Here is a 20684-nt window from a genome sequence, read left to right as displayed (position 1 = left end):
TCACATTCATATTGCAATTGGATGAAATAGCTTTGTCGCCCGGGGAAGGTGGTGAGTAGGATCTAAGTCCGTGACACAGACGATTAACTCTTCGCACTCTTCTACACCAGAACCTGCTGGCCAGGGCAGAACCTACGAGGTTCGCACTTTTGGTTGCCAGATGAACGTCCATGATTCTGAGCGCCTGGCCGGCTTGCTCGAAGATTCCGGCTATATTCCGGTAGACGAGGGCGAGGTTCCTGACGTCGTGGTATTCAACACCTGCGCGGTGCGTGAGAATGCTGATAACCGTCTATACGGCACCCTGGGGCAGATGAAGAGCGTTAAGGATAATCATCCGGGAATGCAGATCGCCGTCGGTGGGTGCATGGCTCAAAAGGATAAGGATGTCGTCGTCGACAAGGCACCGTGGGTTGACGTGGTATTCGGGACTCACAACCTCGGTAGCCTCCCCACTCTGCTTCAACGCTCTGCTCATAATCAGAAAGCAGAAGTAGAGATCGTTGATGCTCTTGAGCAGTTTCCTTCTGTTCTGCCGGCGAAGAGGGAATCAGCCTATGCGGGATGGGTTTCGGTATCTGTGGGCTGCAACAACACCTGCACGTTTTGTATCGTCCCTTCGTTGCGAGGTAAAGAACAAGACCGGCGCCCCGGAGATATTCTGGCTGAAGTCAAGGCGCTTGTGCAGCAGGGTGTCAGCGAAGTGACGCTGCTTGGACAAAACGTGAATGCCTATGGCGTGAATTTTTCCGATCCCACCCTTGAACGTGACCGCAGCGCATTTTCCAAACTATTGCGCGCCTGCGGCGAGATTGAGGGACTGGAACGTTTGCGATTTACCTCACCTCATCCGGCAGAGTTCACCGACGATGTGATCGACGCCATGGCGGAAACGTCCGTGGTATGCCCGCAACTTCACATGCCGCTGCAATCGGGTTCCGATCGAGTGCTGAAGGCAATGAAGCGCTCTTACCGTTCCACCAAATTCTTGAATATCCTGGATAAGGTGCGCAGCCGCATCCCTCACGCTGCGATCACCACCGATATCATCGTGGGCTTTCCTGGGGAAACAGAAGAAGACTTCCAAGCCACACTGGATGTAGTTGAAAAAGCGCGTTTTGCTTCCGCATACACGTTCCAGTACTCGCCGCGTCCTGGTACGCCCGCTGCGGAGATGGAGGATCAGGTTCCTAAGCAGGTAGTCCAGGAGCGATATGAACGTCTGCTGTCCTTACAAAAGCGCATCAGTAAAGAAGAGAATCTGAAGCTGGTCGGCACGCGTCAGGAACTCCTCGTGGAGGAGGACGGTCGCCGCAATGAGCGTACACACCGTCTCACTGGGCGTGCCCGCGATGGCCGACCGGTTCACTTCACCCCAGTATGGGCTCCTAGCTACACCAATGAATCAGGGCTAGGCGGTAGCCCCGGCACACCACCCCAGGACGCAATCCGCCCCGGCGATATTGTTGAGGTGGTTGTCACCGGAGCGGAGGCGTTTTTCATGATCGCCGATGCCGGAGTACTTGCACACCGCACAACACCAGCGGGTGATAACTCCGCTGCCGGTAAGGTCCCTACAACTGCCCCTGTGGGCGTGGGACTTGGTATCCCGGTGATACGAAACACTAGTGAGAAGGTTAACGCTCCGGTAGGTAATAGCCAGAGCGCGGGAGGATGTGGCTGTGATGCCTAAGGAAAAACCGATGACGGGGAAACAGACCTCCAGTGAGGATAAGCTCGCGCCTTATCGCGGGGATCTCGCTTCTGCCGAACGCAAAGCTGGCCACTTCGTTGATTACCGAGCGAGTCTTCCCCCCATGGCGTTAGGAATGTTCGCCGTCTTATTCAGTTTCTTTTTGCCGCATTCTGGCCATGTGCTGGGCTATGACGTGCTGTTCTATACACCCCGTGCGGAGCAATTCGATACAACAATGCCTGAGCGTATATACACCTGGTTGGCTTTGCTGGGCGGTGTGCTGCTTGTGATTGGAACGATTGTCAGCCGTTCGTGGATTGTTGCATGGTTTAACTGGGCTTTTTCAGGCGTGGGCTGGTGGTATAGTGCATGCGCAATCTGGATGTGCCAGACACGTCCGGTGACCTCAGCAGGTGCCGGCCCTAGCTATGGTCTAATTCTCGGGTGCTTCGGCATGACAATAGTTTTTGGCACGATGACGTTCACTTTGTTCCGCCGTACACCGTTGCAAATTGCATTGGCACGTGCACGACGGGAAGAAGCCCATCGCGATGAAGAATCTCGGATGGCACAGCAGCGTCTACGCACGGGATTGGTAGTGGAGCGCACTAGCACCGACGAGCTGGTGGATGACCGGCGTGCTCGAGCACGCGAAAGGAGACGGAAACACCGCGAAGAGAATAGTGAAAACTAGCCAGTGGGCACACGGCGACTGGGTGAGCGTGAAGCCTCTGAAGGTAGCCTCTAGGGAGTGGGGGATGAGGCTCAAAGCGTCAACACAGTGCTTGTACCGCTTCGGCAGTCTCTAGGGAGTGGGGGATGAGGCTCTTGGGGGCGTGCCTGGGTTCTCCCGGGGACTGAGATCTCCGAGGGGTGAGGATAGATGAGACACCCGGGGGAAAGGAGCTCCGCGATCTGCCCCGCAGCAGAATAATTTATTCTCCCGCCGCAGCAGATGCCGCGGTATCCGCCCACTCCTGCCACTGAGCTGCTTGGGCGCGCAATTCGGTGGCTTTCTTCATGTTTCCCTTCGCTTCGGCAGCGGCGGCGTCGCTAGCTAGTTGGTCGACCTTGGCTTGGAATTGCGCCACGCGAGCGTGGGTCTCTGGATTCGTACGACGCCACTCTGCATCGGCAGCATCGGAAACCCGCTGTTCGAGAGCAGCTATTTTCTGATCAAATTCGCGGATCCGTGCTCGGGGAACAAAACCGATAGCCTCCCATTTCTCCTGAAGTTCGCGCAGTTGTGTACGTGCCCTATCCAGCCCTTGGGAGGGGTCAATTTTTGGGTCATACTCGTCGAGCAGAGCCTGTTTTGCGGAAGCGTTGACTTCGAATTCCTCATCGCGTTTGGCATTGGCCGCTTTGCGTGCATCAAAAAACTTATCCTGCGCCGCCCGGAACCGCTGCCACAATCGATCATCGGCATCGCGTGTTGCTCGCCCGGCCGCTTTCCACTCCTGCATGAGCGCACGGTACTTGGAGGCCGTGGCTCCCCAGTCAGTGGAGTTCTGCAAAGCTTCTGCCTGCTCTGCGAGCTGTTCCTTTTTGTGTTTCGCCGAAGCACGGTTCTTATCGAGCTCCGAGAAAAAAGCACCGCGGCGGTGAGAAAACTCATCTCGGCCAGCAGCGTAGCGTTTCCATAGTTTGTCATCCGTGGCGCGATCGACTCCACGGATGGTCTTCCATTCCTCTAGGATGGCACGCAGTCGGTCACCGGATGCTTTCCAATCCGTGCTTTCCCTGCCAATCTTTTCCGCTTCTTCTGCAAGCGCTTCCTTACGCGCGATGGCTTTTTCACGGCGCTCCGCTTTGTCGTGGGCTACTCGAGCCTCCGCCGTGTCGCATTGAGCACGGACCTGCTGTAACTGTTGATCCAGGGCCTGAAGGTCGCCAATGACCGCTGCGGTAGCGAGAGACCCGCGGAGGTTATCTGCATCGGCACGAACTTGCTTGGCTTCTTCTGGGTGGCTTTTCAGACGCGCCTCAAGCATGGACACCTCTGTGGCCAGATCGTCATAGCGCGCGCCGAAATGCTTGAGACCTTCTTCCGGCGAGCCGGCTTTGAATTCTCCTATTTGCCGTTCACCGGTGGGGGTCTTGACCCACGCAGTGCCATCTGCATCGACACGGCCAAATTTGGAAGGATCATTGACCGCACGGTGAGCCATCACTGATCCCGTAACACGAGCGTTCGGGCGTGGCGAGGGCTTGGGACCTGGCTTAGGCATGGCAACTTTATTCGGCGTTGGTACAGAGGTGGAAGACCCAGAAGCGCTAGGTAGAGATGAATGATTGGTCGGGGAGTTCATGGTGTGGCACTCCTTGTGCGTCAGTGGTCAACGTGCCGCGCGTCACGGCTGCCGTATGCGTGTAGTCAGCATGCGCTGCGTTTCGGCTTCATTATGACAGAGCACACACGCCCCCTGGCATGGTTCCAACACTTCTTGGGGGTAGAGAGGCCATCGGGGTACACCCTGCGGTGTTTTAGAATGAGCACTTATGCGTTCTCCTGACAGCAAGACGTTGAGCCCCCGACCAGTAGCCATCATCGGCCCTACTGGTGCGGGTAAGTCTGCTGCATCTCTCGCTGTGGCGCGCGCATTGGAGGGGGAAGTAATCAACATAGATTCCATGCAGCTGTATAGAGGTATGGATATTGGCACAGCTAAATTGACGAAAGCTGAACGCGGCACGGTTTCGCACCATCTCTTAGACATCTGGGACGTGGATCAACCCGCGAGTGTCGCCGAGTATGCCACTGCGGCCGTTGCGACGGTCGAGGACATCGCCTCCAGAAATAAGAAGGCCATCATCGTGGGCGGATCAATGATGTACATTCAGTCCCTCATTGATCAATGGAAGTTCCCGCCGACGGATCCGGATGTGAGAGCCAAATGGGAAGCGGAATTGCGCAGAATCGGCGTCGAAGCGCTTCATGCTCATCTGGCTACGGTGGATCCGGAGGCAGCTAGAATTATCGAGACTAAGGATCCACGTCGGACCGTACGCGCACTCGAGGTCATTGAGCTCACAGGGAAACCCTTTGCTGCGTCACAACCACCAAAAGATCGCCCCACCCGATGGGGGACGACCCTCATCGGTCTACATGCTCCTGCCGAGTGGCTTAATCCACGCCTTGAACAACGCGTGAACTCGATGTTCGACAACGGACTGGTAGAGGAAGTCCAGCGGTTAAAACACTTAGGACTCACCCGTACGACTACTGCCGGTCAGGCTATAGGGTACGCACAAGTGCTCGACTATCTTGACGGGCAACTGTCGCTCGAAGAAGCCAAAGAACAAACCATCATCGGAACGCGACGGTACGCTCGTCGTCAGCGCAGCTGGTTCCGCCGTGACCACCGGATCCACTGGGTCGACGCCTCCGCAGAGGACATGCTCACACAGGTAGTGGAATTAGCTAGTCAATAGCGGACAAGCGTTAGGATGGCAGCCATGACAGCAGACAACGCCCATGCCAGCACGCAGACCGATTCGGCAGACAACGTGGAGTTCATCAAAGCACATGGAACGGAAAATGATTTCGTCGTGCTTCTAGATCCGCACGTCCGAATCGAGCTCACTGCTCAACGTGTGCAAAACATTGCAGATCGACGTGCCGGACTGGGCGGTGACGGTGTCATCCGCGTGGCGACAGCTCAATCCCTCCTAGACGCAGGTGTTCTCAGTACACTGCCCCATGATTGCGTAGCCGAGGAATGGTTCATGGATTATCGCAACGCAGATGGTTCACTCGCAGAAATGTGCGGCAATGGGGTGAGAGTGTTTGCTCATGTGCTGGTACGGAACCAGTTGGTGGATATTCAGCACAATGCAACCTTTGGTATCGGCACGCGTGGTGGACGAAAAAAGGTAACTATCCACACCTTTGACGACTGCCATGCAACAGTGTCGGTTCACATGGGGCAGCCTGATGTGCTTGGGCTGTCTACAGCGACAGTGGGTGATTTCACAGCAGCTGGTTTAGCGGTAGACATGGGCAATCCCCACCTGGCCTGTGTGATTCCGGGACTGACCCAAGAAAAACTGGCATCGCTGCCCATCGAGCAGTCAGTGACATGGGATGAAGATTTCTTCCCCCACGGGGTGAACTTAGAAATACTCACTCCACGTGAAAATGGGGAAATTCATATGCGGGTCCATGAACGTGGCGTGGGGGAAACCCGTTCCTGCGGTACCGGAACCGTGGCCTCCGCGGTCGCAGCCTTGGCGACTGACGGCGAGGAATACGGAACCGTGGGGGTCAACGTACCTGGAGGCCGCGTTGACGTAACCATCAACCAACATGGCGCTATGCTGACGGGTCCCTCTGCGGTTGTTGCCAGCGGAGAACTTTATCTTTAGTGACCACCACAGCCGCAGGCCCCAGAACCACAGCCGCCGTCGGAGGCACAAGACACGGTATCAACTGCACCGCTGGTGAACTGAACTTTGCCGGCAACTATTACTCCCGCTGGATTGGGAGAAGAATCTAGGGCTAGGGCCGCCAGATCAGCCTGGTCTGCTGGGATCAGTACCGTGAACTCAAAAGGGAAGCGAACGGTACACGCCCAGAATTCTTGCCCCGTGAGCTGTGTGTGCTTTTTGCTAAAGCTTGTGGCTTCTACGGCGATGGTGGCGCCGGCATGGGGGAGCTGCGCCCCAGAATTCATGTCGTTGAGCCCCTGAGATTCCACCACACCGATCTTTAGTCCTCCATCTCTGGCAAATGCGGTGGTATCGGGATATACCGTGACGTCGGTCGCCAAAGCCGCTACCTGCATAGGTTGGTACTCCAATGGTTCAGAGTCAGCGAGCATTGGTCCTTGAGCAACGGTGGCCGTCACTGAAGCAATTATTGGGGCGTCTTGGCCTTGAATCTGTAAAAGTGGGTTATCTTCCACAATGTCGAGAACGCCGATTACGTCGTTAATCATGCTGACATGGGCAGTGGTTTCCACACCACCGCTATAACTGGCGAAGGATCCATAAGGAGCCGCTGCCAATACTACGAGCCGGGAACCGGCGGGATCGTCATACTGTAAAACTTGACCTTCGCGGATTTCCGCGGTGACACTGAGCCCGCCGGATGCGTATGCAGCCTCGAGAGCGTCTTGCCATTTGGGAAAATCGAGGCCGACACTTCGTAGTTCAGGAATCATGGTTCTACTGTAGCTGGATAGCCACGGTGCGTTTTCTTTGGTGCAGGTAAAACAGTGTAAAAATGGTACGTAATGACAGAGCATGAACATGATATTCGTCCCGCAGGCTTTCACGATGTGTCCGTGGAGGAACTGAAAACACCGACCGTTGGCGAAATGGACTTGGAGGCACGCTCCAGTCTGCGCCGGCTCACGCGTGGAGTGAGTACCTATACTGATGAACAGTCGGATGGTTACGATGTCGAGTACCGAAAATTACGCCTCGAGAAAGTGGTGTTGGTAGGGGTATGGACTGAAGGGACAGTGGCCCAGATTGAAGCGCGTCTCGATGAACTCGCGGCATTGGCCACTACTGCAGGTTCTGAGATCGTGGACATGATTTATCAGAAACGTGATAAGCCAGATTCAGGCACCTACATTGGCAGGGGCAAGGTCGATGAGCTGAGGTCTATCGTTATCGAAACGGGCGCGGATACCGTGATTTGTGACGGCGAACTGAGTCCTGGACAAATGATCGCATTGGAAAAAGCGCTCGACGTCAAGGTCATTGATCGCACGATGTTGATCCTCGATATTTTCGCCCAGCACGCGAAGTCTAAAGAAGGCAAAGCCCAGGTGGCTCTGGCTCAGATGGAATACTTGATTACCCGCGTTCGTGGTTGGGGTGGAACCCTATCACGCCAGGCGGGTGGACGCGCTGGTTCTAATGGTGGCGTGGGATTGCGCGGTCCTGGTGAGACAAAGATCGAAGCTGACCGTCGCCGCTTGCGTGCGGACATGGCGAGGCTCCGTAAGGAAATTGCTTCGATGAAGACATCTCGGGAGATTAAGCGTGAGCGTCGGGATAATTCTGCTATTCCGCAGGTTGCGATCGCAGGATATACGAATGCGGGCAAGTCTTCGCTCATCAACGCATTGACTGGCGCCGGCGTGCTGGTGGAAGATGCTCTTTTTGCCACCCTGGATCCCACCACGCGTCGCGCATCGTTGAGGGACGGACGGGCGGTTGTATTTACAGACACCGTGGGATTTGTGCGGCATCTTCCCACCCAGCTTGTCGAAGCATTCCGTTCTACCCTTGAGGAAGTTCTGGCAGCTGACGTTGTGCTTCACGTCGTTGATGGTTCTGATCCATTTCCCATGGAGCAGATTGCGGCGGTGAACAAGGTTGTTGGGGACATCGTGAGGGAAACGGGTACCCCCGCTCCTCCGGAGATTCTTGTGGTGAACAAGATTGATGCGGCTGATCCGCTTGTTCTCGCCGAGTTACGGCATCGACTCGATGACGTGGTGTTTGTTTCCGCTCGAACTGGAGAGGGAATTGAAGAACTGGAAACCCGGCTTGAGGTTTTTCTTAACAGTCTCGATTCCCATGTGACCATGCGTATTCCGTTTACCCGGGGGGACGTGGTGGCGCGCGTGCACGAATATGGCACTGTGCTCGGCGAAGAATATGACTCGCACGGGGCTATCTTAGATGTGCGTTTGCCGGATTCGGTCGCTCAAGAGCTCAAAGAGTTTGTGGTGTAAGCGATGCTTTATGGGCAATAATAGGTGTCCGTGAAAGAACTGCGAACATCTGAACACTCAACGCGGGACCAACTACGTGGGCCGGCGGGGCGATTTTTCGGCTGGACACTCCATGGAGATGGGAAAACGATAAAGAGGGGCGGGGTGGTTGCTCCTGAAGAGCGCCTGTCCTGGTCACGCACCATCGGCATCGGCATGCAGCACGTCGTTGCCATGTTCGGGTCCACCCTGTTGGTGCCCACGTTGACTGGCTTTCCTGTAAACACCACGCTGCTGTTTTCGGGTATTGGCACCATCATTTTCCTGCTGGTCACTTGTAATCGTTTGCCTTCTTATCTTGGTAGCTCTTTTGCTTTCATTGCTCCGCTGACCGCGTCTCAACAGCACGGCTTCGCCGCTCAGTTGGGCGGAATTCTGGCTGCTGGAGTTCTACTTGCCGTCGTCGGTATCGCCGTGAGCGTGGCCGGCCGAAGGATAATCGACGCGGTGATGCCGCCAGCAGTGACCGGATCAATCGTGGCACTGATTGGTCTAAACCTGGCTCCATCCGCGACATCGAATTTTCAGGCTCAGCCACTCATCGCCGCGGTGACTCTGCTAGCGATTCTTGTTTTCACAGTGGCAGGACGAGGCATGGTTGCTCGCTTGGGAATTCTTTTGGGTCTCATGGTGGGGTGGGTTTTTGCATTTTTCTACGGTGGGATTTCAGAGGCTGCACGGCAGACTGTGGCAGATGCGCAGTGGTTCGGTCTTCCTCACTTTGCGACGCCGGAGTTCAATATCGCTGCTGTCACAGTGACACTTCCTGTTGTGGTTGTCCTTATTGCCGAAAATGTTGGGCATGTCAAAGCAGTGGCCACCATGACTGGGCGAAATTTAGATGATTTGGCAGGTCCCGCGCTTATTGCTGATGGGGCGTCGACTATGCTCGCAGGCAGTTTTGGCGGTTCGGGTACCACAACCTATGCCGAAAATATTGGCGTGATGGCGGCGACACGAGTTTATTCTTCCGCTGCCTACTGGGTAGCCGCGTGTACAGCGATGGTTTTGGCGTTCATCCCGAAGTTCGGGGCTGTGATCCTGACAATCCCCCAAGGCGTATTGGGTGGGGCTACCATGGTTCTCTACGGCATGATCGGGTTGCTTGGTATCCGTATCTGGCAGGACAATAACGTGAGCCTAACTAATCCGGTGAATCTCACTACTGCCTCAGTGGCGATGATTGCTGGTATCGGCAATCTCACTGTTTCTGTTGGCTCCATCCACTTGGAGGGGATTGCTTGGGGTTCTATTGGCGTTATCTTGGGTTACCCGATCCTACGTGTTCTCTATAGCAAGGTGGGAGAGGGGCAGTACACTTTGCCGCGATGATGCCCGACTCCGGGTAGGGAAAGCGGGAGCGTTTCGTTACCCGGTTGAGAAGGCGTTCTCGGCCCCCCGGGGAAGTGGGTTTTCTTGCCCTTAGCGGGGCAGTGCGAGCTTCTCGGAGAACGGAAGTGCAGGTGAGAGAACGGAGGTGCAGGTGACCGACAAGAGGGGGAACGGTAGGGAAAAGCCAGGGGTTATGTCGTGCTATCAGAGGGTGATGCAGCAAATTCTACGTGGATACCCGCTTCGTTTAATGCGCTGACGTAGTCATTGGAGGCCATGTCATCGGTGATAACCATTGATAAATCCTCTATCGAGGCAAAGCTCACAAGGTAATCAAGGCCAAACTTGGTGGAATCACAGAGGGCAATGGTTTGCCTGGCGTTAGTGACCATGGCGCGTTTGACGGCGCCTTCCTGTTCATCGGGTGTGGACAATCCGTGGTTGAGCGTCAACGCGCTTGTTCCAACAAAAGCGACATCTGCGCGTAGTACGGCTATACCCCGAGTAGCCGTATCGCCTACAACTGCCCGCGACTGAGGCCGCACCTTGCCACCAAGCAACTTGATGTCAAAAAGCGTGGAATCGGCGAGCGATAATGCCACAGGTAGGGAATTGGTTATGACTGAATACGGTGGCGCGTTGTCCTGGAGATGTGGAATGTCGGCCATGAGTGTAGCCATCAAGGCCGTTGTGGTGCCGCCGTCTAGGAAAATAGTGCTGCCAGGAACGGGCAGCAATTGAACAGCACGCCGTGCAATGGCTTTCTTGGCAGCAAGTGAAGCTTTTGCCCGAGCTTCGTAGCTGGTGAGGTCCGTTCGATAGTTGCGGACAGGAACTGCACCGCCATGTACACGACAGAGGATTCCTTCAGCGTCGAGAATCGCGAGATCCCTGCGGATAGTTTCGGCGGTGACTGTGAACTGTTGTGCAAGATCGATGACTGTCACACGTCCGCGTACCGCTGCGAGGGAGGCAATTTGGCGTCTACGCTCGGCGGATTGCAAAGGCATGGAATGAGGCTTTCTCGGGACGTGAGATAAAGACGTGGCTTATGGAAAATACAAGATAATACTGGGGCTGCGATAGCCCCTGCATTCACGCGTGTCTCTCATCGTATAACGAGTGCTGCCGTGGAGAACGTATGGAGGCAGCCCCCACGGGGGTACAAGCTATGCGCCGAGCATCAGAAAGCTAGCTGTGAAGGGGGAAAAGGCTCGGGTGGAGCTACGCAGTTAGACCTTACGCAACACGGCGACAACCTTGCCGAGGATTTCTGCTTCTTCAGCGGGGATTGGTTCGAAGAGATCATTGTGGGGCAGTAACCACACACCGTCCACGTTTTTGTGAAACTCTTTAACGGTCGCTTCGCCATCAATCATTGCAGCAACGAAGTCTCCGAACTCAGCAACTTTTTGGGAACGAACAGCTACCCAGTCGCCATTAAAAATTCCAGCGTCGTGCATGGATTCTCCCACGACCTGGAGCAAGAATAGCTCACCACTGCCGACCAATTCGGGAGGAAGAGGGAATACTGCGTCGACGTGTTGTTCAGCCAAGATTGGATTGCCGGCAGCTATCTGACCGATGACAGGCACGTAGGTTGCGGCTGGACGTTCGTCGGAGGCTGCCGGTTCAGCCGTGGCGATATGCCGTGGCTTTGGCTCCTCTTTCAAGTGCCGAACATCCACGGCGCGGGGCTTTTTGTCTTCGCGACGCAGATAACCCTTCTTCTCCAATTGACCTAAGTGATAGGACACGGAAGAGGTGGATTGAAGGCCCACGGCATCAGCGATCTCGCGGATGCTTGGTGGATAACCGCGAAGGACAGTGGAGTCAGTAATCACCTGAAGAATACGCCGTTGCCTGTCAGTCAACTTGTCCTTACCGGCGCTCATAGACTTATCGGCTGCGCTTTTGGGTGGCCGTCCTGGACGACGGCGGGTTGATCGCAGCTCTTCATCGTTGAGGTCACGCGGTGCCATGGATGTACCTGCTTTCTGAACGGGTATGTGCTGAATGAACACTGGGCTTCGGAGGCTCGGAGAGCAAGGGGGGGAGAAGACTGCCCGTCGAGCTGAATGTCTATGAACACCATACACGAAAAATCGAACACTCTATGACTCATTTGTTCGAAAAGTTTGAGAAATTGCTAGACAGATTCGAACGTCCGTGCTATTTTGTGAGTCATCACTAAAATAGAACACAGTGGCGAATGGTGGCGGATATTCGAACGCGACCCAAAGCGAATGTCCCTCGGATTTGCTTGAATCATATCGGCGCCGAGGGTGTGCCAGAAGTTTTCATGTTGGTTCGCCTGGCTTTCATGTCAGCAGATGAAAGGAATGCTCAATGAATACTATGTTTCCTGACAGCAGAGAACGCTCAGCCGTGCGGGTTTCTGCTCATCGCGAGGTGCGAACTTTACCAAAAACCACCGGGGTCGGTGCTGACCATGAAATATTTAGGCGCGCTCACAAGCCAACATGGTTGGAGGGGGATACGCAGAGTAAATCGAACACATCAGGACATGGTAGAGCTTTTGTTCCTTCTCGATCGCAGATTCGTCGTCGGCAACGTTTCACCGAGGGATCACATGCCATGTTCGATAATGTGCGTGGTGGGACTCTTAAACGTCTGATGGAAAATACTCTGAAGGTGGCGCAGTCTCGCGGAGGCGTGAGCATCGCTGTAGGAAGTATTGTGCTCTGCCTCGGGCTAAGTCCTTTATTTATGGACGAAGAATCAACGCCCGCTTCGCCTGTGCACTCTGTAGAGATGTCAAGCTCAACACCTTCTTCATATCGTTAGTGTGAGGGCTTCCATTTAACGACCTTTTGGCTCATGAAGAAACTGTTTTCGTAGCGCGAGCTTAGCTTCACCTACTGATTTGTTACTTCATAGTCGTGGCGACTTTCGCGCTACGATGATTGATGTGTTGTGTCCATCCTGTACTTCAGATCACTCCCGCGTCGTTGACTCTCGAGCGGTAGAACATGGGGTTTCCATTCGGCGTCGTCGTGAATGTATTGATTGTGGCACAAGATTTACAACCGTGGAGCGCTCAATCCTCCTCGTCACTAAGCGTTCAGGAGTGACCGAGGAATTCAGCCGCGACAAGGTCATCAAAGGAGTTCGGCGCGCGTGTCAAGGTCGTAACGTATCGGACGATGCGCTCAAACGTCTTGCTCATGAAGTTGAGCAAAGCGTTCGTGCTGTACATGGTTCCCAAGTTCAAGCAAATCAAATTGGACTTGCCATACTCGAGCCTCTTCGAAACTTAGATGAGGTCGCCTATCTGCGTTTCGCATCCGTGTACAAATCATTCGATAGCGCAGAGGACTTCGAGCATGAAATCGAGTCCCTCCGTGCACATCGACGGGCGCAGCAAGCCTCGGATCTAAGGGAGTAAGTAACACGTATGCACCAGGTATCAGAAACCGTATGCCCTGGCGGAGTGCTGCTAGTGGATCTTCGCTAATGCCTTTCGGATGCGCGGCACTGATACCGAACGCGCCGTACCCAAGTTCTGAGCAAACAAACTCACACGCAGCTCCTCGATCATCCACCTCACTTCCTTGAGCTGTGGCGATGCGACGCGGTTACGCGGTAGACGGTCGATGGTGGCCTGATAATCCTGCAGAGCGCTGTGAACAAGCGCATCTAGGTTTTCCTCGCGGTCTGGATCGCTATCCATAAGTTCCAATCGAGCTTTCATAGCTCGCACATAACGAGGCACATGCTTGAGCTGAGCCACACCATGCCGAGCCACAGCATGATTGCCCAAATAAAAATCCAACTGTTCATTCATCTCATCGATCACGTCACCCGTCCATCCCTTCAACTCCTCAGACATATCAGTAACGGCAAGTACGGCAGGGGCGATCTCTACAACACCACGGCGTACCCACGAGGCACCCTCACGTCGCGCGCTATCTACTACCTCGTTACATCTCTGAGGATCACGAATAACTGCTCCAACGGCGCGGAGCCTATCACTACACACTGCAGCGGTGATGTCCTGCACTAGGGCATTCAACCCACCGTGCGGGTAGTTTTCGAGAGCCACGCGCTGCCTCAACGGTAACCCCTTGACCATCTGTGCTGGCGATGGATTAACCGCCGCCATCATTAGTCCATGAACAGTTTTGAATTGCTGGGCAGTAGCTGCTTGTAGCGTCGGAAAAGCACGTAACACCACCCCGCCATCTTCGCTCACTACGGCCGGAAACGCTTCAACGGACTGGCCATCGACAATAGTTTCCACAGTTTCCGGTACCACCCCAATACCGTCTACATCCCACTGCTCGGACCGAGCAAGAACACCACCGGTAGTGGCACCTCCCGTTCGGGGACGCGAAGTTTTACCGGTGTGCTTCTTCATGCTGCTGTGGTTTGCCGCATCATGAGGGTTGGGCTGAGAAAGCTCGGAAGAGCTGAATGACCGGGCCGAGGCTTGTGCAATCGCACGCGTGATCTGGCCGGCCAGTCTGCTTTGTAGAGCTTCGAGATCACGATCTTTGTCCACCACTTTTCCTCGGCGGTCAATCGCTGCCACATTCATCCGAAGATGGTCTGGGACTCGTGACCAATCGAAATCATCCGCCTGTATCCCCGTCCCGCCCAAACAACGCAATGCACCAGCTAACGCTTCGTCAATAGGGCCATCGAAGGGAACCATGCGTTCCAGTGCTGTGCGCGCAAAATCGGTCGCCGGCACCACCGTGCGTCGAAGAGGCTTCGGGAGGCTCTTAATGAGAGCCACACACAAGTCGTGGCGTAGACCAGCTACGAGCCACTGCGTGTGCTGTGGATCGACATTTGCCAACAGGGGAAGGGGAACACGCATGGTTATGCCATCATTCGCATCACCGGGTTGGAACACGTAGGTGAGATCAAATTGCAGTGATCCTTGGTGCCACACATCAGGAAACGCATCGGCTGCAGCTGCACCTTCCGCAGAATCAATCAAATGATCTGGGTCAAAGTCCAGAAGGTCGGGTGTCTTATGACGTGCTTTCTTCCACCATGAGTCAAAGTGGCGCGCGGACACGATGCTAGCCGGTAAGCGGTTGTCATAAAAGCTAAAGAGGGTCTCGTCATCAACGATGATGTCCCGTCGGCGGGCTTTATCCTCTAATTGAGTGGCTTGTTCCAATAATGTGTGGTTACGGCTGAAGAAATGATGCCGTGTGGTCCAGTCTCCCTCTACAAGAGCGTGCCGGATGAACAGCTCGCGTGCCAATTGCCTATCTATACGACCCAGGTTGACGCGGCGGTCCGCTATCAGCGGCAGACCTAGCATCAATACCTTCTCATGCACCATAGCCGCACCCCGTTTGGACGACCAGTGAGGCTCAGAATGCACATACTTGACCATGTGCGGTGCAATATCCTCGATCCACGCTGGATCAATCGGCCCCACGGTACGAGCAAACACCTGGGATGTTTCCACAAGCTCAGCTGCCATGATCCATTGGGGCGGTTTCTTGGCGAGGTGGGAGCCAGGATGTACGAGGAAGTGTGAGTTACGAGTACCGGTAAATTGTTTGGTGTTACCTTCCCTCATACCTACATGAGTGAGCAGACCCGTCAGAATGGATTTGTGTATCGCATCTTCGCTGTAGGAGTCCTCCTGAAAAGTCAGCTCTCGTACATGGCTGATATTAGGTATGTGCCAGTGGAGATCTTGAATTACGTTGAGCAACTGTCGCACAAGATCCATCCATTCACGGGCACGCATGTAGTGAATGTATTCGTTATGGCACAGCTTTCTGAATTGGTTGCCGGAGAGCTCGCGCCGTTGAGTCTGGAGATAATTCCACAGTGTCAGCAGGCTGATGAAGTCAGAATCTGCGTTGAAACGGGCGTGGAGCTGATCTGCTCGAGCTTGCTGTTCTAGTGGTCGTTCCCGCACGTCTTGGATGCTGAGAGCCGCGACTATGACTGCAACATGTTCGAGTACATCGTTGCGATGTGCTGCTTCGAGCATGCGCGCGAGGCGAGGATCAGTGGGAATTTGCGCGATATCTCGGCCGATCTGAGTCAATTGCGCATTGTGGTAAGTAAAACCTCCTTTCTGAGTTCCCATCTTCTTTTTCTCCGACTTGCCCGACGCCGGGACTGTGAGTGCGCCGAGCTCCTGGAGGAGCATGATGCCATCTCGAATAGATTTATTGTCAGGCTCTTGGAGAAAAGGGAATTGCTCTATGTCTCCCAGCCCTAAGGCCGCCATCGACAAGATGACAGAGGCGAGGTGCGTGCGAAGAATCTCGGGATCAGTGAATTCGGGGCGAGTTAGGAAATTTGCTTCAGAATAAAGACGTATGGCGATGCCGTTGGCGGTACGGCCACAACGACCCGAGCGCTGAGTAGCACTAGCTTGAGAAATTTCCTCAACGGGCAGCCGCTGGACCTTCGTACGGTGAGAGTAGCGTGAGATACGCGCGTAGCCAGTATCCACCACGTAGTGGATGCCTGGAACAGTGAGCGAGGTTTCTGCAATGTTAGTAGCTAGTACGATGCGGCGCCTTCCACCCGGCGAGAAAACTCTATGTTGCTCGGCATTAGACAGTCGGCCGTAGAGAGGAAGGATATCGATCGGTTCGTGCCCGGCGGAACTGACAACGGACGAAAGTGCATCGGCTGCGTCCCTGATCTCGCGTTCACCTGAGAAGAAACAGAGAATGTCTCCAGGTCCATGAGCCATGAGTTCTGCACACGCTGCGACGAGGCCATCGAGAGGATCAGTCTCGGTACGAGTTACCTCGCCCGTTTCCTCGTTGAGCTGTTCTTTGACTAGAGGGCGATAGCGTATCTCTACCGGGTAGGTTCGTCCGGATACCTCGATAATCGGAGCTGGGTTACCGGCATCATCGGAGAAGTGTTCGGCGAAGGCTTCGGGATTGATTGTCGCAGAGGTAATGATGACTTTGAGATCAGGCCGCTTAGGTAAGAGCTGTTTGATATAACCGAGGAGGAAGTCGATATTGAGGCTGCGCTCGTGTGCTTCATCCACGATGATCGTGTCATACGCGCGAAGATAACGATCACGTTGGATTTCATTGAGAAGAACACCATCAGTCATCAACTTGATGGCAGTGGATCTGCTGACGGTGTCATCAAATCGGATCTTGTAACCGACGGGGGAGTCGGCGTCCCCAATAGAGTGCCCCATTTCCTCGGCGATACGTTCGGCCACGCTGCGAGCGGCAATGCGTCGCGGCTGAGTGTGGCCGATCATTTGGTTACGACCGCGGCCTAACTCCACGCACATTTTAGGAATCTGTGTTGTTTTACCCGAGCCCGTTTCGCCGGCAATGATGACAACCTGATTGTCCTGGATAGCCTTCATGATGTCAGCGCGGCGTTCGCTCACCGGCAAATGCTCTGGAAATGCCATGGAACCAAAGTGCCGCACAACACGCGGGAGATGCTTCTTCCCCGACCTACGCTGATGACGTGGCTTGCGTGTGCGAGACGTTGGGCGTGCTGGGTGGTGGTTGTCTTGGTCTGGGGAACTCACTTTCAAGAGTCTAACAAGTAGAAAGAAAATTCATGATTCTGGCACGAATGAGTCATCACTCGATTTATGATGAGCTGCATCATCGACTTATCGATAAGCCCCTATGAATTCAACCTATGCCTGAAGAGGAAGCGAAGTGATCATGGGTACGACGTCACAGATGGAAGACACCACAGCACCGTGCAGCTGTGCTTCGGCCGAGGCCTTGCCCGACAACGGGAGTGTTTTCAATTCACCCATAACGCGCCGTCGCTTCTTTAGCGGGATGGCTGCAGTCACTGGCACCGTGCTTTGGGCATCCTCAGGCGCGGAAAGGGCTGGCGCAGCTACGGTCGGTTCGATCAGCGTGGGTCGCGGCCTCGGTGACATGACCGGCGAACCGTGGGGTGCAGGCATGAATGGCTACGCGGTACTGGAGCAGTCCTCCATCGGTCTACAGCGTCGGCAATACGCACGTGCTTTTATCTTCGTTGATCCGGCAACCAACGAACGCGTGGTCGAGGTGATTGCAGACATCGGTTTGATGTTTCAATCCATTTTCCTCGAAGTAGTGCGTCGACTGAAGGCTAAGTATGGCGATCTTTATGGGGCGCACAACGTGCTCATTTCTGCTACCCATACCCATGTGGCACCCGGTGGAACTTCCGGTCATCTGATGGTAGACCTCACCACTTTAGGGTTCCGACCAGTGACGTTCGAGGCAAACGTGCAGGGAATCGTTAATGCGATTGTGCGGGCTCATGAAGATATAGCCCCCTCGGAATTGACTCTCACGAAAGGCCAGGTGGTCGGAGGGTCTGTGAACCGTTCCAAGGCAGCATGGGAAAAGAACCCACAAAAGGATCGGGATGCTAATCCCGACGGTATCGACCGCAACTCCATCACCCTCCACATTTTTCGCGAGGGTCAGTCAGTAGGATTCATCAACTGGTTTTCCGTGCATGCCACAAGCATGGGGCACACCTATCGACATATCGGAACCGACAACAAGGGTTACGCGGCGTGGGCCACCGAAGAAGCAATGGGAGTGGACCACCGCCATCCAGAAAGCGCCCCTTATGTTGCTGCTTTCGCACAGGCTTCTCCAGGAGATCAGACTCCGAATCTAGGTCTTACCCCGGGCAGTGGCCCAGGTAAGGATGACACCAGCCATGCCCGGATCATGGGAGAGCGCATTATGGCGGCAGTCGACGGCTCAGATACTGTTGAAGTGACTGCTGGAAATCAGGTGCGTGGCACATTTCAATGGGTTGATTGCTCAAATATTCAAGTCGACGCCAAATGGACCTCCGACGGCAAACCTGGAAAAACCGGCCCCGCCATTTTGGGCGCCGCCTTTGCTGCCTCTTCTCAAGAAGATGGCGGCGGCGAACCTATGTTGGGTTTCAATGAAGGGATGCGCGGGGGAACTCCGTGGGTTCAGGCATTGAACAAAGTCACGGTTCCGCCCGAAATCATGGCCATTCATGCTCCCAAAGAGATGCTGCTGCCGCTGGGATACGTAGAAGGAATGATTCAGCAGGTACACCCTTTTTACATTCACCGCATCGGTGGGCTTACCCTGATTTCCCATGGTTTTGAGGCAACCATCACTTCGGGTTTGCGTTTGCGCCGAGTTGTCGCAGAGGCCCTTAACGTTTCATTGGATTCTGTAGTTTCGCAGGGCTATACGAACGGATATGGCCACTACGTTGCGACCCCGGAGGAATACAGCACTCAGAACTATGAGGGTGGCGCTACCATTTTCGGTCGAAATGAGCTCCCTGCTTTTCAACAGGTGTTCGATGGGCTCGCGCGAGCGCTGAAAAATGGTGATCCGGTGGATCATGGCAAGCCAGCGGGCGATCTCACGGGTATGATTCCACAATCACCATCAGGCAATACGTGGGCAGATTTCCCGCCGCCGGGTAAGAAGTTTGGGGATATTCTCGAAGCCCCTTCAACTGTGACAGCCGGGGAGACCGTAACCGTCAAACTTGTCGGTGCCAATCCAAACAATAATCTGCGGTTGGGTGAAGGTTATTTCACTGTGGAAAAGAGTGACGGTACTGTTGTGGCCAATGATTCTTCTGAATCAACCTTAATTACTTTCGCGAACAATATGGGGCAGACGACGGTCACACTCGACTGGAACTCTACAGGTTATGACCCTGGCACCTATACGTTGCGTTATAAGGGTGATTCGCGCACGATGTTCGGTCACCTTGACGAGTTTGAGGCGGTGTCAACTGTTCAAGTGCTGTAATAAGCCGGAAGTAGTAATAGGCGTTTTCCTGTCGAGGAAACCGCGTTTTTTCGGTCCCCATGTCACGAGTTTTTCGTGGCAGAAAGGTCGCCAGACCGCTAAATAAATTTTCAGTTGAGACTAAGGTAGCCTTCCACACGTGGTTCAAAAAGACTCTCGTCCAACAATTGCTCAGCTCCGTACCTTCGCCACCATTGCCGAATTCGGGCATTTTGGCGCAGCCGCTAATCATTTGGGTATTTCGCAGCCCTCCCTCTCACAGGCTCTTGCGGCATTGGAAAGTGGGCTCGGAGTGCAATTGGTTGAACGATCGACGCGCAATGTCATCATCACGCCAATCGGGCGGACATTGCTTCCCTATGCACAAACAACCCTGGAAAGTCTCGAGGCTTTCGTATCGCATGCCCAAGGCGCGAACGGGGGCCTTGTAGGAACTCTGTCCATCGGGATGATTCCCACTGTAGCCCCGTATATCTTGCCGGATTTCCTCCAATCGACCACGGCGATGGTTCCTGAACTATCGCCGTGCATTGTGGAAGAGATGACACCGCATCTCATAGAGTCTCTCAGGCAAGGCAAGATCGATGTAGCGGTGATTGGTAAATCCACGGAAACTACGGGTCTGCACAGCGTCGACCTCTACACCGAGGAGTTTGTACTGGTTGTTCCGCATGATAACTCTCTCGCCGGTCGCCGTGACCTCGTCATGGAGGATCTCGTTTCCGTGGATATGCTGTTGCTCGATGATGGACATTGTCTGCGTGACCAAGTATTAGATTTGTGCCGCACTGTGGATATGGCAAAAGATCCGCGCCGCTCTATGACCCGTGCTGCGAGCCTTCCAACCGTTATGCAATTAGTGGCCGCTGGTATCGGTGGTACCCTTGTTCCACTCAGTGCAGTGGCCACGGAATGCCAACGTGATGGTATTGCATTGGCTACTTTTGCTGAAGGGGCGTCCCAGGCCGGTCGAACCATTAGCTTGACATACCGATCAAGTTCCACGCGGACTGAGGACTATGCTTCGCTCGGAGAGATGATCGCCGGTTCCTATCACGTCGCAGCTGAACAAGGTCGAAGGGTTCTCGCTTCGCGTTAGGAGCGAGGCTGATTTCCGGACTTGTGAACAAGAACTCCTAACACTAGGGCACTTCG

14 protein-coding genes are annotated in these 20684 nt (G+C 54.5%); 9 read left to right on the top strand and 5 right to left on the bottom strand.

The window, feature by feature from the left end; translation table 11 throughout:
- Positions 1-160: 160 nt before the first annotated feature.
- Both miaB and GP473_RS05160 read left to right on the top strand, forming a co-directional pair.
- Positions 161-1693, top strand: a complete 1533-nt coding sequence (gene miaB / locus GP473_RS05165; RefSeq protein ID WP_221891965.1) for a tRNA (N6-isopentenyl adenosine(37)-C2)-methylthiotransferase MiaB — start codon at positions 161-163, stop codon at positions 1691-1693.
- On the top strand, positions 1686-2390 hold the full coding sequence (locus GP473_RS05160) for an Rv2732c family membrane protein (protein WP_246394694.1): 705 nt from the start codon (positions 1686-1688) through the stop codon (positions 2388-2390). The genes miaB and GP473_RS05160 overlap by 8 nt, the downstream gene beginning before the upstream one ends.
- Positions 2391-2631: 241 nt before the next feature.
- Here GP473_RS05160 and GP473_RS05155 read toward each other — a convergent pair whose 3' ends face one another.
- The gene (locus tag GP473_RS05155) at positions 2632-4008 is read right to left on the bottom strand and encodes a DUF349 domain-containing protein (protein WP_185769870.1); all 1377 of its coding nucleotides are present in this window, start codon (positions 4006-4008) and stop codon (positions 2632-2634) included.
- A gap of 190 nt (positions 4009-4198) precedes the next feature.
- On the opposite strand from GP473_RS05155, the gene miaA reads away from it, so the two are divergent.
- Entirely contained in the window at positions 4199-5131 is a 933-nt protein-coding gene (miaA, locus tag GP473_RS05150) for a tRNA (adenosine(37)-N6)-dimethylallyltransferase MiaA (protein WP_185769869.1), read from the top strand.
- Positions 5132-5155: 24 nt separating this feature from the next.
- A complete protein-coding gene (gene dapF, locus GP473_RS05145; RefSeq protein WP_185769868.1) occupies positions 5156-6064 on the top strand; it encodes a diaminopimelate epimerase in 909 nt (302 codons plus the stop codon).
- On the opposite strand, the gene GP473_RS05140 is transcribed toward dapF, so the two are convergent.
- Positions 6061-6861: a hypothetical protein gene (locus GP473_RS05140; protein ID WP_185769867.1), complete on the bottom strand. Its 801-nt coding sequence runs from the start codon at positions 6859-6861 to the stop codon at positions 6061-6063. The genes dapF and GP473_RS05140 overlap by 4 nt on opposite strands.
- Before the next feature lie 72 nt (positions 6862-6933).
- Between GP473_RS05140 and hflX the strand changes: the two genes are divergently transcribed.
- Both hflX and GP473_RS05130 read left to right on the top strand, forming a co-directional pair.
- Positions 6934-8391, top strand: coding sequence for a GTPase HflX (hflX, locus tag GP473_RS05135; protein WP_185769866.1), 1458 nt, complete (start codon positions 6934-6936; stop codon positions 8389-8391).
- A gap of 39 nt (positions 8392-8430) precedes the next feature.
- Positions 8431-9762 carry a uracil-xanthine permease family protein gene (locus GP473_RS05130; RefSeq protein WP_185770695.1) on the top strand — a complete coding sequence of 444 codons (1332 nt, stop codon included), beginning with the start codon at positions 8431-8433 and terminating at the stop codon, positions 9760-9762.
- 191 nt (positions 9763-9953) lie between these two features.
- Here GP473_RS05130 and GP473_RS05125 read toward each other — a convergent pair whose 3' ends face one another.
- Complete coding sequence (locus GP473_RS05125; protein ID WP_185770694.1) at positions 9954-10766, bottom strand: DeoR/GlpR family DNA-binding transcription regulator; 813 nt, start codon at positions 10764-10766, stop codon at positions 9954-9956.
- Positions 10767-10994: 228 nt separating this feature from the next.
- Complete coding sequence (gene lexA, locus GP473_RS05120) at positions 10995-11744, bottom strand: transcriptional repressor LexA (RefSeq protein ID WP_185769865.1); 750 nt, start codon at positions 11742-11744, stop codon at positions 10995-10997.
- A gap of 950 nt (positions 11745-12694) precedes the next feature.
- Between lexA and nrdR the strand changes: the two genes are divergently transcribed.
- A complete protein-coding gene (gene nrdR / locus GP473_RS05115; protein WP_185770693.1) occupies positions 12695-13171 on the top strand; it encodes a transcriptional regulator NrdR in 477 nt (158 codons plus the stop codon).
- Positions 13172-13222: 51 nt separating this feature from the next.
- Here the strand turns inward: nrdR and hrpA are convergent, their stop codons facing one another.
- Positions 13223-17284 (bottom strand): ATP-dependent RNA helicase HrpA, encoded by a 4062-nt coding sequence (gene hrpA / locus GP473_RS05110; protein ID WP_281381079.1) that lies wholly within the window; start codon positions 17282-17284, stop codon positions 13223-13225.
- Between the two features lie 142 nt (positions 17285-17426).
- Here hrpA and GP473_RS05105 point away from each other — a divergent pair, with 142 nt between their 5' ends.
- Positions 17427-19529: a neutral/alkaline non-lysosomal ceramidase N-terminal domain-containing protein gene (locus GP473_RS05105; protein ID WP_246394693.1), complete on the top strand. Its 2103-nt coding sequence runs from the start codon at positions 17427-17429 to the stop codon at positions 19527-19529.
- A 139-nt stretch (positions 19530-19668) separates the two neighbouring features.
- Positions 19669-20628, top strand: coding sequence for a hydrogen peroxide-inducible genes activator (locus GP473_RS05100; protein WP_186276652.1), 960 nt, complete (start codon positions 19669-19671; stop codon positions 20626-20628).
- Positions 20629-20684: the final 56 nt, after the last annotated feature.

Source organism: Corynebacterium anserum, from assembly GCF_014262665.1.
In the GTDB taxonomy this organism is placed as follows: Bacteria; Actinomycetota; Actinomycetes; order Mycobacteriales; family Mycobacteriaceae; genus Corynebacterium; species Corynebacterium anserum.
This window is presented reverse-complemented; position numbering and strand designations above follow the sequence as displayed.